The sequence below is a fragment of the Ruegeria atlantica genome (genome assembly GCF_947495585.1).
Classification (GTDB): domain Bacteria; phylum Pseudomonadota; class Alphaproteobacteria; order Rhodobacterales; family Rhodobacteraceae; genus Ruegeria; species Ruegeria atlantica_G.
The window spans coordinates 33073-50397 of record NZ_CANLZK010000019.1 but is presented as its reverse complement, the minus strand read 5'-3'; the positions used below and the strand labels follow the sequence as shown (position 1 = coordinate 50397).

Annotated in this window: 13 protein-coding genes; 7 read left to right on the top strand and 6 right to left on the bottom strand. The window is 53.4% G+C overall.

What is annotated here, in order from left to right:
* Nucleotides 1-253 precede the first annotated feature (253 nt).
* From QMP16_RS21575 to tviB, 3 genes are read left to right on the top strand one after another with little or no spacing between them, the layout of a single operon-like run.
* Nucleotides 254-1378, top strand: a complete 1125-nt coding sequence (locus QMP16_RS21575) for a glycosyltransferase family 4 protein (RefSeq protein WP_282154070.1) — start codon at nt 254-256, stop codon at nt 1376-1378.
* 26 nt (nt 1379-1404) lie between these two features.
* Nucleotides 1405-2433, top strand: coding sequence for an NAD-dependent epimerase/dehydratase family protein (locus tag QMP16_RS21570; RefSeq protein ID WP_282154069.1), 1029 nt, complete (start codon nt 1405-1407; stop codon nt 2431-2433).
* A gap of 2 nt (nt 2434-2435) precedes the next feature.
* Entirely contained in the window at nt 2436-3710 is a 1275-nt protein-coding gene (tviB, locus tag QMP16_RS21565) for a Vi polysaccharide biosynthesis UDP-N-acetylglucosamine C-6 dehydrogenase TviB (RefSeq protein WP_282154068.1), read from the top strand.
* Nucleotides 3711-3959: 249 nt separating this feature from the next.
* Here the strand turns inward: tviB and QMP16_RS21560 are convergent, their stop codons facing one another.
* A complete protein-coding gene (locus tag QMP16_RS21560; protein WP_282154067.1) occupies nt 3960-4637 on the bottom strand; it encodes a sugar transferase in 678 nt (225 codons plus the stop codon).
* A 1101-nt stretch (nt 4638-5738) separates the two neighbouring features.
* Here QMP16_RS21560 and QMP16_RS21555 point away from each other — a divergent pair.
* Complete coding sequence (locus QMP16_RS21555; protein ID WP_282154066.1) at nt 5739-8369, top strand: right-handed parallel beta-helix repeat-containing protein; 2631 nt, start codon at nt 5739-5741, stop codon at nt 8367-8369.
* Between the two features lie 179 nt (nt 8370-8548).
* Nucleotides 8549-8833: a PqqD family protein gene (locus QMP16_RS21550; RefSeq protein ID WP_282154065.1), complete on the top strand. Its 285-nt coding sequence runs from the start codon at nt 8549-8551 to the stop codon at nt 8831-8833.
* A 20-nt stretch (nt 8834-8853) separates the two neighbouring features.
* On the opposite strand, the gene QMP16_RS21545 is transcribed toward QMP16_RS21550, so the two are convergent.
* Both QMP16_RS21545 and QMP16_RS21540 read right to left on the bottom strand, forming a co-directional pair.
* Complete coding sequence (locus QMP16_RS21545; protein WP_282154064.1) at nt 8854-10665, bottom strand: ABC transporter ATP-binding protein; 1812 nt, start codon at nt 10663-10665, stop codon at nt 8854-8856.
* A gap of 342 nt (nt 10666-11007) precedes the next feature.
* The gene (locus QMP16_RS21540) at nt 11008-12903 is read right to left on the bottom strand and encodes an asparagine synthetase B family protein (protein WP_282154063.1); all 1896 of its coding nucleotides are present in this window, start codon (nt 12901-12903) and stop codon (nt 11008-11010) included.
* Between the two features lie 90 nt (nt 12904-12993).
* Between QMP16_RS21540 and QMP16_RS21535 the strand changes: the two genes are divergently transcribed.
* Nucleotides 12994-13440, top strand: coding sequence for a lasso peptide biosynthesis B2 protein (locus tag QMP16_RS21535; RefSeq protein ID WP_282154062.1), 447 nt, complete (start codon nt 12994-12996; stop codon nt 13438-13440).
* A gap of 481 nt (nt 13441-13921) precedes the next feature.
* Here the strand turns inward: QMP16_RS21535 and QMP16_RS21530 are convergent, their stop codons facing one another.
* Together QMP16_RS21530 and QMP16_RS21525 are read right to left on the bottom strand one after the other, a co-directional pair.
* Nucleotides 13922-14134, bottom strand: a complete 213-nt coding sequence (locus QMP16_RS21530) for a hypothetical protein (protein WP_282154061.1) — start codon at nt 14132-14134, stop codon at nt 13922-13924.
* Between the two features lie 323 nt (nt 14135-14457).
* The gene (locus QMP16_RS21525) at nt 14458-15048 is read right to left on the bottom strand and encodes a hypothetical protein (protein WP_282154060.1); all 591 of its coding nucleotides are present in this window, start codon (nt 15046-15048) and stop codon (nt 14458-14460) included.
* A 248-nt stretch (nt 15049-15296) separates the two neighbouring features.
* Between QMP16_RS21525 and QMP16_RS21520 the strand changes: the two genes are divergently transcribed.
* Complete coding sequence (locus QMP16_RS21520; RefSeq protein ID WP_282154059.1) at nt 15297-16724, top strand: O-antigen ligase family protein; 1428 nt, start codon at nt 15297-15299, stop codon at nt 16722-16724.
* Here the strand turns inward: QMP16_RS21520 and QMP16_RS21515 are convergent.
* Nucleotides 16711-17073, bottom strand: a complete 363-nt coding sequence (locus QMP16_RS21515) for a VanZ family protein (RefSeq protein WP_282154058.1) — start codon at nt 17071-17073, stop codon at nt 16711-16713. The genes QMP16_RS21520 and QMP16_RS21515 overlap by 14 nt on opposite strands.
* Between the last annotated feature and the right edge of the window lie 252 nt (nt 17074-17325).

Genomic DNA, 17325 nt, shown 5'->3' with positions numbered 1-17325 from the left:
AGATCTGCCGCCATTGATCCCCCGTACTCCGGGCGGGTTTTTATTCTTATTCCACGACATTTGGATGTCTTTGTTTGCAACAATTTAGTTGCAAGAACATAATTGATCACGCACAGCTAGCTACAACTGACAGTTCATCTTTTTTCCTGTCATACATGTCCGGGAAAAGGTACTGAAATGACACGGCTGCGCATTCTGAATTCGGCGATGACGGCGGAATGAAACTGCGGGTCGCTGCAATCAGGAGGATAGGTTGCATATTCTCGTAACAGTCAACGCTGCCTGGAATATTGTGAATTTCCGCAGAGCGCTGATCGAGCATCTGATACAGTCAGGACATTCTGTAACCGTGCTGGCGCCACCAGACGACAGTGTCGAACAGATCAGAGCGTTGGGCTGCCGATTTCTGCCGCTGGGCATGTCTGCCGAGGGCATGAACCCTATGGGCGGGTTGAAAATGATCATGGTGTTCCGGAAATTGTTTCGCCGGGAAAAACCGGACATCGTTCTGAGCTACACGATCAAAAACAACATTTTCGGCGCTATTGCCGCCCGCCATTGCGGTGTTCCTTTTGTGCCCAATGTAACGGGTCTGGGGACGGCTTTTCTGTCCGGAAGCCTGCTTGAAAAAGTGGCAGAGCGGCTTTACCGCCATGCATTTTCTGCTCTGCCAACGGTATTTTTCCAGAACAGGGATGACCGGGAGCTGTTTGTTCAGCGGGGGCTGATCCGGAAGTCGCAGGCGGAATTGCTGCCGGGATCAGGCATTGATCTGCAGCGGTTTACTGCCGCGCCCTATCCCGCAGACACCGACGCACCGGTATTTTTGATGATTGCCCGTCTGCTGCGTGACAAAGGGGCGATGGAATATGTTGAGGCCGCCAGGCTGCTGCGGCAAAGCCATCCCGGTGCGCGATTTCAGATGCTGGGCCCCGTGGGCGCGGAAAATCGCACCGCAATCGGTCAGGACACGGTGGACGGTTGGGTGAACGAAGGGATAATCGAATACCTTGGCACCACATCCGACGTCCGCCCCTTTATCGCAGCGGCACACTGCGTTGTGCTGCCCTCTTACCGGGAGGGCGCGCCGCGCACCCTGATCGAGGCGGCCGCCATGGCCCGCCCGCTGATTGCCACCGATGTGCCGGGCTGCCGTGAGGTCGTCGAGGCCGGGCAGACCGGTCTGCTCTGCGACGTGCGCAGCGGATCAAGCCTGGCCCGGGTGTGCAAGTTGTTTTTGGACATGCCTCATGCAGAGCAAGCTGCGATGGGGCAGGCGGGCCGCGCAAAAATGACCGCCGAATACGATCAATCCCTAGTGATTTCTGCATATTGCGAGGTTATAAAAAGAGTTTCACACGCTGCCGATTTTTCCTGAAATAGTAAGTAAAAAGTTCCATAAATATGTCCCAAGATACTCAGCGCCGTGTTCTGATCACGGGCACCGCCGGCTTCATCGGCTTCCATCTGGCCAAGCTGTTGCTCGCGGAAGGATTCCGCGTGCATGGCTTTGACGGAATGACGGATTACTACGACGTCTCCCTCAAACAGCGCCGTCATGCGCAATTGTTGCAGAACCCGGGCTTTGCCGCGACCGAGGGGATGCTTGAAGATGCCGAATTGATTGACCGCGTGGCGAACGAGTTTCAGCCGGATGTGATCGTGCACCTCGCTGGCCAAGCCGGTGTGCGCTATAGCCTGGAGAACCCGCGCGCGTATATCGACAGCAATGTCGTGGGCACATTCAACATCATGGAAGCCGCCCGCCGGCTTGAGGTGCAACACCTGCTGATGGCCTCGACCAGTTCGGTTTATGGCGCCAATGAAGACATGCCCTTTGTCGAAACCGAAAAGGCCGACACGCAGCTCACCATCTATGCTGCAACGAAAAAGGCCAATGAAAGCATGGGCCATTCCTATGCGCATTTGTGGAACCTGCCGACGACGATGTTCCGCTTTTTCACCGTATATGGCACCTGGGGGCGGCCCGATCTGGCGCTGTACAAGTTCGTGGATGCGATCCTGGATGGCCGTCCGATCGATATCTACAACCACGGGGACATGTATCGGGACTTCACCTATGTCGACGATCTGGTTCGGGGTATCCGCCTTCTGATCGATGCGGTGCCGGAACGGCCCGCCAGCCGCGACAAAATTCCGGAATGGGACAGCCTTTCACCGGTGGCCCCCTACAGGGTGGTAAACATCGGGAACTCCGATAAGGTGCGTCTATTGGATTTCGTTGACGCCATCGAAGAGGCGTTGGGCAAGAAAGCCATCCGCAACTACATGGAAATGCAAATGGGCGACGTTCCCGCCACCTGGGCCAATGCAACATTGCTGCAGGAATTGACCGGATATCGCCCGCAAACGGATTTCAAAGACGGTATCGCACGATTTGTTGCGTGGTTCCGTGAGTATTACGGGAAATAATGATGATTTCTTCTGAGAGCACGCTTGCGGTTATCGGCCTTGGCTATGTCGGTTTTCCCTTGGCGGTCGAGTTTGGCAAGCACCGCAGAACCTTTGGATTTGACATAGACGCAGAACGCATCGCCGAATTGCAGGCGGGACGGGACCGCACCCGCGAGGTAGAGCCCGAAGAACTGGCCGCTGCCACGCAGCTCACCTGCACGACGGATCTGGAAGCCATTCGCTCAGCGCAGGTCTATATCATCACTGTTCCCACCCCGATTGACGCCCATAAACGCCCCGATCTCACGGCGCTGGTCAAAGCTTCGGAAACTGTGGGCCGCGTGTTGAAAAAGGGCGATATAGTCATCTACGAGAGCACCGTTTATCCCGGCGCTACCGAAGAAGACTGCGTGCCGGTACTGGAGCGCGTCTCGGGGCTGGTCTTCAACAAGGATTTCTTCTGCGGCTACTCGCCCGAGCGTATCAACCCCGGCGATAAGGAACACCGTCTGCCGTCCATCAGGAAGGTTACCGCAGGGTCCACGCCCGAGGCCGCCGAGGCCATAGACGCGCTTTACAGCGGCATCATCACTGCTGGCACCTATAAGGCCGAAAGCATCCGCGTGGCCGAGGCTGCAAAGGTGATCGAGAACACCCAGCGCGATCTCAACATCGCGCTGGTCAACGAGTTGGCGATGATCTTCAACAGAATGGGGATTGATACTCAGGCGGTGTTGGAAGCAGCAGGAACCAAGTGGAACTTCCTGCCTTTCCGCCCAGGCCTAGTGGGAGGGCATTGCATTGGTGTCGACCCCTATTACCTGACCCACAAAGCAGAATCCGTGGGTTACCACCCGCAGGTCATCCTTGCCGGCCGCCGTATCAATGACGGTATGGGGGCCTATGTGGCCGGGCAGATGGTCAAGGCGATGCTGAAGAAACGTATCCAAATCGAAGACGCCCGGGTTCTCGTTCTGGGGCTTGCGTTCAAGGAAAACTGCCCTGATTTACGCAATACACGCGTGGTGGATGTCGTCACCGAGCTTGAGGACTATGGCGTTCAGGTGGACGTCCACGACCCGCTGGTCAACCCGCAGGAGGCGCGTGCCGAATACGAAATTGATCTGGTGACCGACCTGACCGGGGCCCCCTATGACGGGATTTTGCTGGCGGTTGCTCATGACGAATTCAAGGCGATGCCAACGACCGAGCTGCGCGCTTTGGGGAAAGAGTCGCATCTGCTTTATGATCTGAAGAGTATTTTACCACCCGCAGATAGCCGCGTCCGGCTTTAAGCTCCCGGTTTCGGGAGTGCTGCCTGGTAGGTTGAGGGCTTGAAGTTAACTGTAGACCGTGTTTGTCATCAGACTGATCAGGGCAAAAGCCGCATCCACAAGGCTACCGGACCACCCGACGGGGGCACGCTAACACTACCTCTTGAAAAAGCGATGCGGCGCTTCAGCAGCGCCGCAATGATTGAAGGCGATCAATGCAAGTTGCTGTTCAGAAACCGGTGAGACACCGGGTTCCGGTGAGCAACCCCGTTATCGTGCCCCATGAGAGGTCAGGATGACACGGGCTGTTCCGACAACCACTTTCAGGTCGAGCCACCAGTTCATATTCCGCACATAGAACGCGTCCAGTCTTGTCTTCTCGCGCACCATTTCCTCGGAGTCCGTATAGCCCTGCGTCACCTGCGAGTAACCCGTGATGCCCGGTCGCACGGTTCCCCGCACGTGGTAGTCCGGCATCGTTTTGTAATAGGTTTGAGCAAATTCGAAAATTTCCGGGCGCGGCCCGATCAGGCTCATTTCGCCTATGATGACGTTTAGAATCTGTGGAATTTCGTCCAGACGTGTCATGCGCATAAAGCGACCAAACGGTGTGATCCGCCATTCCTCAAGCCCATCAAACGGGCCTCGCTTGACCGAACTTTCTTCGGGCAGCATCGTCCGGAACTTGACCATCCTGAACTTACGCTGGTCCTTACCCATGCGCGTCTGGCAATAAAACAGAGGTCCCGGGTTCCAGAAGAGGTTCAATAGGGCAACGACAGCGCACAGGACCGCAAAGACGGGCATTGCTGCGACGCACACAATGACGTCAACGGCGCGCTTAGATGCAAAGTAAACAGCTCTGCTCTTTCGCGCAGATTTAGCGTTCGATATTGACTTAAAATGGAAATTTTCACTGGACGCAGTATCGTCAGTAAAACCAGTCATACTAGAAACCCCGTACTAACATAAACTCAAGAAACGCTGAAAATCAGCGCCATAACTCATACTTCTACGACTGAACCCCCCCAGGCATCTTATAATCTAAACACTATAATGAATGCACCCATTGTTAACCATGACCTGAATACGTCGTTCACTCGAGAATCTTATATCACATCCTACTTGCATTGTCGCAACGTAAAGCAACGTTAGAGGCATGTTCAACACATTTTTGCCAAAATTCCACCGGGCTGTCCCGAGGGGCAGAACAATCCGGCGAAACCTGCTTGATTGATTAGGTCGCAGAGCTTTCGTCCGCCGAGCGCCAAGCCATCTGCGAACGTCCTGTGGTGATGTGATGGTGCCGGTCGTTACTGGGTCAGGGCACGAGGGAGGACATGCGGTCGATCGCCTGTACCGGAAGTCGCGCGGAGACCATTCCGAAGACGGCGCCCTCACCCTGCCGCAATAGCCCCGCGTTTTCCGAGCGAGATGACGATTCGCAGGCCACCAGCCGCCGGATGATCGACTCGATCCTTGCTGAAACCAGAGCGGGCAGAGCGGCCCTGCTTTCAACACAAAAAAGGGCTAAAATCGCCAGATTGAGGCCACGGTTCAGTCGGCAATTTTGTATCTCTTTGATACGTTAAGCTGAAGAATGGGCAGGCAGGCGCTGATACCCCCACATAATCGGCGAAATTCTTCCGGTTTCAAACCACTTTCCCTCAGGTCAAGTTGTGCGAGGATAACCTCATACTTATGACTGCTTTTAGCCACCGAAATGTCGGAGTTACGCCCTTCAAAGGTCAACAACAACCGACATACATTTGAATATGAGTAAGAGAGCAGGGACCAAACGTGACAAATATTGCAGAGCTGGAGCTCACGCTTCCAAGCGCGTGCGTAATAGCGCGCGATCGAGGCGGGGCTTTTCGTTCGAGTATGATGTCGACCAAATCCCTGGCGGTACAAGTTCGTCAAGACAGCGCGGTTGGCGCTAATCCACAAACACCACTCACATGATCACCAAAGGGCTCTGACTAAGATCATTCGAAATTTTTTTCGCATCACATGATCGCGGCCCCCAAATGCAGACAGGTTACCAGAATGGCGATAATCCACTCATCAGATCTAGGCTGGACCGAAGGCCAGGACATCTCCAAAGAATTTGCCGAACTGGCAAAAACGTTCAAGCCAGGCGACACTTTTGTCTTTGACCACATGTATGACATCTCCGGAAAGCACATACAGCTGCCGGACAACTTCACACTTGCTGGGGGAACGCCGGGGGCGGGCATCAATGTTACCGACTCCGCCTCAACTCCGAACCCGCTGCTCCTTCTGGGCAACGCTAACACTCTTGTTGATCTGACCGTTACGCACAGCAACAGCCCGAATACAGGTACGGACACGAAAAACCCGAAGGCGGGTGTCGACTACCACAACAAAGTTACGATTGTTGCTGAAGGCAAGGACGATATAAAGGTTCTGAACAGCCACTTTGAAGGTAACGTCGGCGTCCAGCTTGACATTCGTGGCGGCAGTAACCTTCTGGTCGAAGATACAGAATTCAATGGCGGTTACGCCCAGCTGCGGCTTGGTGGGAATGTGAGTGGCCCCACCATTCAGAACTCTCTGTTTAAGGAGTCTCTGGGGGACGGCATTAAGACGCTCGCAGGCAATGACGGAACAGGTGTCTCCGATGCGACCGTTGTTGACTCTATCTTCCTCAAAAATGGCAGAGACGGAATTGACACCACCGGCGGGTTCCAAGACTCTCTTGTTACCGGCTCGTCCTTCATAGACAACGGCGTGTCGGGGATGGACATCAAGGCAATCTATGATTCAGCTGATGATCTCAGGGGAAGCACCAATAGCAATATTCTCATCACAGATTCCGAATTCGTCAACAACAACAATGCCATTGTCGTTACAACCGAGGACAGAGGCTCGTTCCTGAATTCGGGTAATGCTCAGACATACGCTGCGCAAAAAGTTAACATCGAAAACTCCATTATCGAGAATACACACGAGGTATACGACACACGTATGTTCCTGGTGAAAGACGGGTACGATATTCACTGGAATAACGTAACTCTTCTCGGAAAGGTGACGGAATCCAGAGAGATCTCGAACCTTAACATCGGCTTGCCGAAGGAAGTATCGGGCACGGGCGTAACAGAAGGTCAGCCTCGCGGGCAGGCCAGCGACGCCTATTATGAGAGCCTGGCCGGGCCGGACTGGTCGAATATCTCGTACCCGGTTGATGGAACCCCGACACCGCCAGCGCCCCAGCCCGATCCGGGTGAAGACGGACCGGGTGCGGTCGATCCGATTGTAGATGGGCCCGACGTCGAAGAGCCGATTAAGGCTGACCCTGTTGAGGATAAACCGGCACCAGCGCCTGTCGAGGCGAGCAGCGATCTGCTCAAAATCTTCCTTGCTTACACTGACACCGACGAAACGGCTTCTGAAATTGGGATCGGTTCCAGCATTGACAGCAATGTCACGGATGGCCGCCCGATGACGATTGTGGCTACCTCGCAAGATGGTGCGCCAAAGATCGGCAGCGTAAAGCTTTCGGTGGAAGGCGTGGGGTCCCGCGTAGAGAATGTAGAACCGTATGCTCTCTTCGGGGATAACGGCAAAGGCGATCTCTTTGGTGGGAAAAAGCTCTCCGAAGGAACTTATACGGCGGAGTTCATCGTATTTGATGGCAAAAATGCCTCGGGCAAAGTCCTTGAAACTGTTTCGTTCGAGTTCACCATTGGCGAGACTGGTTCCGCGCCGGACGTATTGCCAGAAAACCCCATCGAAGAGCCCCCTGTTGCAGAAAAGCCGGTCGACGTTCCGATTGTTGACGAACCGGTTGAAGTGAGCGCGCCCGAGGGCGATCTGACGCCGGGTTCGGGCCATCAAGGTCCTTCCAGCCAGTTTTTGGGTCTCCAGTTGGTCGATACCAGAACAGACAAAGCCCTGTTGGACCTGGGCCAAGGCGCCAAGATATCCAGCAGCGATCTCTCGGGGCACACAGTTACCCTGTCGGCCGAGGCAATCAATGACGCTAACATCGGCAGCGTCCGGCTGGAACTGGATGGGCAGTACAGCAGGCTTGAGAATGTTGAGCCGTATGCACTGTTTGGTGACTACAACGGAAACTTCTTGGGCGGTCAGAAACTGGCGGACGGGGCCCATTCCATAACTCTTACCGTGTACTCGGACAAAAACGGCAAGGGTTCGGTCCTTGAGCAGGTGACTGTGAACTTCGAAGTTGGTGACTATGACAGCGTCATCATTGACGGTAGCTCGCATACTATTTCGAGCTACTCGGAGGTGCAGGATACCGGAACCGCGACAGTTTCCCCTGATCAAAGCGCGATCGAGCTTGAAGGCAGTGCCTGGAAGTCAGTGGACTTGAATGAGGATATCACGGAGTCGACAGTTCTTGAATTTGACTTCAAGAGCGATGTTGAAGGTGAAATCCAGGGTATCGGCTTCATCAACGAAGACGGCGAACTGGAATCCACGTTCTTCCAGCTCGACGGATCGCAGACCCTCGGTATTCAGGACTACAATGACACGTATGAGACGGGCTCTGGCTATACGTCCTATTCGATCCCCGTAGGCCAGCATTTCACGGGCTCCATGCAACAGCTCGTTTTGATCAACGACGATGATATCAATCTCGGCGGGACGAGCGCGTTTGACAATATCAGTTTGATCGAAGCCATCGCCTAATACGTTAGGGCCGGATTGTTTTCTGGCCCCAACTATCGACAAAAAAGAAAAAGCCGGCCATTTTGGCCCACGCGTCTCGATGGGGTTGTTTTCATACAGCAAACTTGTCGGGGCGCGTTGCATGTGAGCCAGTTCCCAAACTGGCATGTCGGGATGGAATTTTTGCGAGGAATTAAATTATGACCATCACAGCGGAAAGCGTCATTACGATGGGCAGAACTTTGGTAACCACGAAAGTTGGGGACGAGACAGTAATTTTCGATGACGAAAGCGGGATCTATATTGGTCTGAATGAGGTCGGAACAGCAATTTTGGAAGAGCTCGACGGGCCGAAATCCGTCGCTCTGCTGGTGGACGCCCTGATGTCTACGTATGACGTTGATCAGGATACGTGCCAGAAGAACATTATCTCATTTTTGGATGACATGCTTGAAGCGAAGCTTATCTCGATCAAGGCAGCCTGACAGAACCCGGATACTGCCTGTCACGATGCCAGTTCTTCAGAAAATCTGTTGTCAGCCAAGAGGTCATCATAGGTTACCGTTCGGGCCAATCGACTCTTGTCCAGAACGAGAATATAATCGCAATCTTTCAAAGTGCTGATCCGATGGGCAATCATGATGATTGTTTTTTCACCTGAAAGCGCATTGATCTCTTTCATCAATTCCCGCTCTGTGGCGTTGTCCAATGCACTGGTTGCCTCATCGAACACGATGACTTCGGGATTGTGATAGAGGGCGCGGGCAATCCCTATCCTTTGCCGCTGCCCCCCGGAGATGCGGACGCCGCGTTCCCCCACATGGGTGTCAAAGCCTTCGGACATCTGTGTCTCGATAAACTCGAGCAGTTGGGCCGATGTTGCCGCTCTGCGTACGGCCGCATCGTCGATTTCCTCCTTGGGAATTCCCAGTGCGATATTCTCTTTGACCGACGCATCCACCAAAAACACTTCCTGGGGGACATATCCGACGCTCGCCTGCCACTGGCGTACACGATCAGGCGTCAGGTCCTGGCCATCTATGGCAATATGGCCGCTCGTAGCCGGCAGCAGTCCAAGGAAAACATCTACCAGTGTCGTCTTGCCTGCGCCGGTGGTTCCCACCAAGCCAACCGTCTGGCCGCGCCCGATCTCGAACGTCAGATCCTTAAGCCCGCCTTCGTCCGAGCCGGGATACTGATAGCTGACCCCCTTGAAGCTGACATCTCTGGCCAGAACCAAAGGCGTCACTGGGGTTTTGGGAAGATTGGCTGTCTCGGTGCTCAGGTTCAGATCTTCGTAGACAGCGTTTACGGCAGCCTCGCCAAATCTGAGGGCCGAAAGAGAAGAATACATGACCTGCATGGTTGGCAGTATTCGATACCCGGCGAACGCATACAGGCCCAGTACCGGAAGTATATTTGCGATAGCTCCGCTGCCGACGCCCCCGTTACGCGCCACTAAAACCAACGTCAGGATAATAATCCCACCGAAGGCGAGGGCCTCGAGGCCAAATTTAGGCACCTGTCGAAGCGTCGTATTGATTGCCCGAAGTTTCGCCTGGCGCGCGGCGGCTGTTGCGAATGCCGATATGTAGCTTTGTTCCCGCCCCAAAAGTTTGATTTGTTTTACTCCGTTCAGCGCTTCACCGGCGATCCGAAATCGCGCTTTGTTTGTCTGGAGAACTTCGTCCCCCATACGCGCAATCATAATTTTCAGGCTGAAATACAGCAGATAGTAACATCCGCCGAAGGCCACTACAGAAATAATTGTCGTGACGGGTTCGGCCCAAAGCAGAAAGGTAACAATCATAACAAATGTCATCAGACTGTTTATGATTTCAGCGGCGGGTTTATACGCGCAGGCAACGACCTGGATGCTTTCGTTGAGAATGTATGTGTTAAGCTGGCCTGTATGGCGGTTCAAAAAGAACTCGTAAGGCTGGCGCAGATATACAGATAACAGCCGGCGGGAAAGACTGTATTCCCGCATGAAGATCCAGCGGTTCAGGGCATATGTCGTGACGCTCCTCAGAATGCTCACGGTTATTAGCAAGCATACAAATGAAACACCCACCATCGTGATAAATGAATCAACGCTCTGAAAGTCAAAGAGGGTATAAAGGTAATTTGCGACCGGGTTTGTCTCGACCAGTTCCGGACTGCCCAGAAGCGAAAGAAAAGGCATAATTGTCGCGACACCAATCGTGTCGCCAATACCTTTCAGGGTAATCAGGCCCAATACGAACAATCCGGACTTGCGCTCTCTTGGCGTCAACATCCTGAGGGCTTTTTGAAACGTTGTTTGCTGTTGGGACATAACTTCTTATTTTCTAAAAGAATTAAATTGAGTTGATCCGGCGACCAGCTCCAACTGCGTAGTTCAATTTGATTGTTACTGTATGACCGGCTTATGGTCTATAGGGCGGCACGTTCTGGCCCCGGTGGGTGATGCTCCGGCGGGCTCACACCACCATGTGTCATGCTGAGCATTCAGGTTATTAATATTACGCGACTTGAGTGCTAGGAAAAGTCTTACCTGATGTACGGATGCTCTTGGGTTTGCAAGGAGTTTCTGATCTGCTTGCAGGCCCTGGAACGGACGCAAACCGGCGGACCTGAGCAGCCCGACCTGACGGATCAATGCCCCATCATGACTCCGTCATAGCTCTTCAGAAGCCGAACGATTTCTTTGTTCAAGGTACCAGATTCTGATGGACAATGAGAGCCTCCTAAACTGCAGCATGTCATCTCGACTAAATCTGTCCGGAGACTTTTTTATTGTGTCTCTGACTTTAGGCATATCAAGCCATCTGCTGTCACCTGCGAACATGCCGTCACGCTCATACTCCATCAGAGCCCTCCAATAATCCAATCGCAATTTCAGCCGCAGCGCTTCGTTGGCGGTGTCATACTTCAGTAAATTTTCGGGAAGCACATCTTTTGTCGCGTGTCGGGCCAGAAACCGGGGCTTCCCATCTGCAAAAAGAAACTCGTTGGGAACACTCAGGATGAACTCCATAATGCGGCGGTCCATCAGAGGATATCGGTATTGAATGCCAAACCCGGATGACCAGGAGGCCCACGTGTCCGTCCGTCCCGCCAAATGACCGTGCAGATGGAGATTTGCCAAAAAAGCCTTGGGGTCTCCCGATCGAGGAAGATTCTGATCACGCCACGCTTTCAAATCAGGGTCACTGTCCAGAAATGTGGGATTGATGAAGGAGAGTGGATCATCATGGACGACGTCCCGGATCAGTCGCCGCCTCACCCAATCCGGCAACAACAGAAGCAATCCTTGATTATAAAGATTTCGGAGAAGGATTTTCGGTTTTCTTCGACCACCGGATATAAATCTGAGGACACGGAACGCCTCGGCAAACCGGAACCGTTTCAGACAATATGGCAGATAGTCTCTCCCGATCGTTGAAAAGGCCTCATCTCCACCCCAGCCAGACAGAATGATACGAACACCGTCCTTTGATGCCTGAGAGAGAATACTGGGCTCGTCAGCCAAATCCGCAAAGCCCTCGACTTCAAGCTCCCGCTTGTGGAAAGCCTCCAGCGCTCGATAGTTCTTGTCGCCGAAACTTATTGGAACACCCGCGCTCTTGCAGATGCGTTTGACGTTGTGCCTCTCGTCAGCTGTTCCCCGGTCTGGAAAATCCTCAGAAAATTCCGGGGCCCAACAATACCCCGAAACTAGGGATCGCCCCTTCGACCTTAGCGCCTTTGCAGACAGCGCGGTAACTGCGCCGGAGTCTATTCCACCGCTCAAGTGCGCGCCCAAAGGAAGATCGGTTGCGATGTTATCTTCAATCACCGTATCAAGAAGTTCAGCCAGTTCATGAACGCAGTCTTGGGTGGAACGCCCATGGACGGTCTTAATATCATGCGGGTTCCACCAGCGCGTTTGCTTTTGCTCCGATCGGCTGACAGTCATGTAGCAGCCAGGATCAACAAAATTGATACCCTTCAAAAGCGTCTTGGGTTGTGGCCAAGTGCCTTCGCGCACCATAAACCGGAGCAGGGTTTTTTGATCAATCTCGCGGTTTATGTCGTCAAACTCAATAAGTGCGGAAATATCCGTGGAGAATGTAAAACTGTCACTTCCGCGAGCCCAATAGAGTGGGCGCTTGCCGATATGATCGCGCGCCAGAAACAGTTCCCGGGATTCAGGATCGAACACCGCAAAAGCCAAATCCCCGAACAATTGATTCGGGCTGCTGTGTCCCCATTTCAGAAAGGCGCTTCTGATCAGTTCAAGATCAGACGGTCCGCCCTCTGTCGCGGGCGGTAAACCCAGTTTGTCCAACAAGTCCTGGCGGGCATCAAGGATCGCATCCGCGACCAAGGTGCAACCATTACGTTGCAGTTCTATGCTATCGGATTGCCCGGATCTGACCCCGAAATACTGAAGCCCAAACGCATAGTTTTGTCCGTGGACGGTTACTTTGCCATCTGGACCATAATCGGATAGTGCTTTGAAAGCCCTGTCAAATTTTGATTTGTCAAGCGCTTGGCTGCCATATTCAATTCGACCGAGAATTGCACTCATATCGTTCCCAATAGCTACATATCATTCTAGTCTGGACGCTAACGGTAAAATTGGGATGACTGAACCCACCAACTGTGCGAAGTACTGAAAATGTCACGATTATCCGAGTTCATGCCTTTACCTGCTCTCAAGATACTTATCGTTTCTGAAGCATTTTTTCGGCTTTGCCATGCCTGGGTCTTGGTTCGGTTCTTCTCGTTTGGAAAATGGAAATCGCGCCTGGGGCCATCCGTGCCAGGCGAAGTGTTTCCCTCTGAGGTCGAGATCACTTTGGAGATCAGGCGGATCCGTAAGGCAATAAATCAACTGAATCGCGTATTTGGCGGCGGATTTACGTGTTTGATGGTGGCAATGGCGGGAAAAGATATGTTGCGGCGACGGGGGGTCTGCTCATCTCTGGTCTTGGGCGTGAACACAGGTAGTGCTGAAGCCAAAGACGCCATGCATGCGCATGCGTGGCTTTGCGTAGGAGATTCAGTATTGCTGGGAAATGAGCAGCGTAAACGATATGCGCCTGTCATCAGCTACAAAAGCTGATAACAGAATTTTCTTTACCAAAGACACATGTCAGGGTTCTACCGCGCCCTTCAAGAGCCTTTAGGGTGCCAGTCATCATTCGTGGGAAGGCAATAGAAATTTTCGATTACGAAATCCCAATGACCGCTAAGTGTCTGATCTACGTCGAGCATTTTCAGCTTCGGCGCTTCCCATGTTTTCAGTTGTTTAGCCACTATTCCACTCCTTAAATCATTACACCGTATTTTCTAACAGCAATTTTTGGCCGAGGCAACATAGTTGATAGAAGCGCGCAACCGATACGTGCGCAGTCTTACTTTCTTGCACCCTTTGCCCTTTCGACATGAAATTTGTGGTAAAAACATACCCTTGCAACACCCATCGCCGACCAAATCCTGGCTCTTACCGGGGTTGATTCAAGAACACACTATGTGTCAATCAGAAATATCCGCTCACTTCACGGCACAATAATTTGATCGACGCCTATGTTACGAGCCCAAAATCAATGAGCTTTGAACCAGGCAAATATCTCACCACGGTTCTGCGATTTTTTCATATCCAGAAGCGCCCATTGCAAAGTCAGGACCACAAACACCGCAGCAGCGCCAATTATGGCACCCCCGAACAGGCCTGATATCCAGCCGAACGACCAGATGAACCACATGGCAAATGTGGATACCCATCCCACCACAACGCCAAATAGAAATGCAGCCATTCTTCGCTTGTCCTTTTCGAACAATATTGCGCTACTCGCCTTAACCGATAGTTAACAACCTTTTGAGTACTCACGCCACAACAATAGTCGCGAACGGTAGAGTTCCGCCGATTTGTCGTTAAATGTGTCATAACGCGTCAGAAACAAGCGGGCATCAATTACGTTTAGCTAAAAGCGTATTCAGACATTCTTGACGCACTCGCACGCCATGACTCTTTTCTACAAGGGTCTTTGCCCTGTGAGATACTCAGCCGAAAGGGCGCGAACTCCCTCCTCCTGACAGTCTCATGGGTAAAAACAACAGCTACCATGCATGAAAAGGCTCAACTTTCGGGGTGCGCGTTTCTGAGATCCCCCAGCAAATCGCGAACAGGGTCGCCTTCTGGCATTAGGCGCTCAAGATGCCTCGGCAGCTGCGCGCGCAGGACCAGGCCATCCCGGTGGGCCGACGCTATCTCCTGATCGGACAGGGCCGCCACTTGTTCAGGCCGGTGAAGATTGGCGTGATAGATCTGCATCACAAGCTGCAGCCGCAAGGGTGCAAGCTGCAAGTTATAGGGAGCAAACTCCCATGACCGTTCCAAACTATCACGCATGGCATTTATGTCACTGGAGCGCCCTTGGGCCTGTGCCAGATATGTCCAGCCAGAGGCATTTGCAGGGTCGAGCCGGAGGGAGTGATTGATCAGGTCCAGCGCCTTCCGGGTCCGCGCTTCCTGTTCCTCCATAGTTATGATCGTCGCATCACCGGTGGACGGATCATAAGTCAGATCAAGCTCGTTGAGAAAACTGTAAGCAAGTTCGAGCAAGTATTCTGCTTTGTCGTAATGGGCAGCGGCATTGGGCACCCGCCAATCGCCGTCCACATTTTCGCCGCGTTGGTTGCTGTTGAAGGCAGGACTGGATTCAAACACCATCACGAAGTTCAAAATCGCGCCGACCAATACAACGGCGCAAAAAATGCGACACAATATTTTTCCCATCAGCACACCCGGCACAGATAAACTCGTGGTTCTCAGTGTAGGCGCCAGTGCTCTCACCTGTCCATTGCGCAGACGATACAGATGTATCTTTGCTGCAACGCTTGTCCGCGCAACGTGTCGTCGGGGCTTTTGCCGCGAACCCGTTGGAATAATCTCACAATTCCCTGAAACGTGGTGCCATGAAAACACGTGAACGATTCTCTGGTTTACAACGGGCTATCCTATGGGCGCTTATGGGATGCGTCCTGCTTGCGGCTTTGTCTTTGGGGGCAAACCGGCCTGTGTCATGGACGTTGTTGTCCGTTGCCATCCTGATTGTTTTTGTGGCGCAGGTATTCGTTGACAGTACCCAGCGCCTGCCCAAACAGGCCGGGGGGCTGTGGCTGCCTGCCGCTCTGTTTCTGGGCGCTACCGTCTGGGGCGGGATTCAGCTTCTTCCCGGCCTGCCGGCGTCCTATACCCATCCGGTCTGGACGACCCTGGGCGATGTGTCCGGTCGTATCTCGGCGGACCCCGGGCAGGGCCATCAGATCATCATGCGCTATCTTTGCTACGCGATGGTCTTCTGGGTCGCATTCCGCGCTGCCGTGGCAACCGCCCGTGCGGAGATGATGCTCAGGGCCCTGGCCCTTGCCTCAACCGCATTCGCAATCTACGGCATTTATGCCATGGCCGCCGGGCATAATCCGGTTCTGGGTGATGACGGACAAGCATCTGTCGTGACCTCAACATTTGTCAACCGCAACAGCTATGCCACCTATGCGGTCTTTGGGCTTCTGGCGAATATCGCGGCCTATTTGCATGTCGTCAGCGGTACACGGGTCAATAGTGAAAACTGGCAGAGTTTTCTGCGGGACATGCTGGAGAGATTCTTTGGTGGCATTTGGATTTATGCCCTTGGTGCGCTCTTGTGCCTGGGGGCGCTGTCCCTGACCCAGTCCCGCGCCGGCGGGATTGCGGGGCTTGTGGGGCTGTGCGTGTTTTTGGTGTCATGGAAAGGGGAAGGGCGGCGATGGAACCCGTGGCTTTTGCTGGTTGTGGCAGCCGTAGTCGGGTTCGTCATTCTGACGAGCGCCACAGGCATGACTAACAGGATCCTGACGGCCGAGGCAGGAAGCGGTCGCTTTCTGATCTATCCGGAGGTCGTGAAGGCGATCATGGACCGCCCGGTTCTGGGGCACGGGCTGGGGGCGTTTCATGATGTCTTCCGCCAGCATGTTCCCGCAGAGGCGGCCATTGGCGAATGGGTCAGGGCGCACAACTCTTATCTGGAGAATGCGTTCGAGTTGGGCGTTCCGGCGGCGGCGGCCTTCTACCTGGCGCTTCTAATCATCACCTTGCACATTCACCGCGGAACCGTGATCCGCCGCCGCAACCGCGCGTTTCCCTGCTTTGCGTTGGCCGCCATTGCAACGGCGGCCACCCATTCCCTGTTTGATTTCAGTCTGCAGATTCCCGCCATCGCAGCATTGTTCGCAGTCATTCTTGCAATGGGCTGGGCTCAGAGCTTCCCGACACGGAAGCCGCGTGCGGGCAGGACCGTGCATAACCCCGTCAGCCCGGAACCGGCATCCACAGAGCCTGAGGCAGAGGCTATAACCGAATAGTTCGCTTGAAGTTCAGCAAAACCCTGAAAAAGACCCAGGCCAATGCCACGCCGATCAGATTTCCGGCAAGGTCCAGCATGGAAAATGTCCGCCCGGGCAGGCCCAGTTGCCCAACCTCAAGCACCACCGCCAGTGTGATCGTCAGAACAGCCACGCGGGGGGCCGCTTCGACCCAACCCAAATGGCTGACAACACCGAGAAAGAAGAAAATCACCAGATGTACAAGGAAGCTTGCAATCGGAGTGGGGGCCACAATCAGTGTCTCTCCACCCAGACACACCCACACCAATGCCAGGAAAACGACAATGGCCGCAACGCGGACAACACGCTCAATAACTTCAATCTTCACAATCCGCACTCTCTAAAGCCCAGGGTCGAACAGTAAAGCCTGGTTAGCTCTTTTCGGACATCGTCATTTTTTGGACAACGTCTGCACACTTTTACAACGTGATATGAATACAATATTCAGATGCTTGCTTGTCTCGGCAAGCAAAAAAGCTGGTGTCGTGATGTGAGTGCAAGCAGTAGATATATGAGTATGAGGGAACCATATATTACAAACATCCGTTTTCCGGTGCATTGTTGCACGCATCGATAAAGG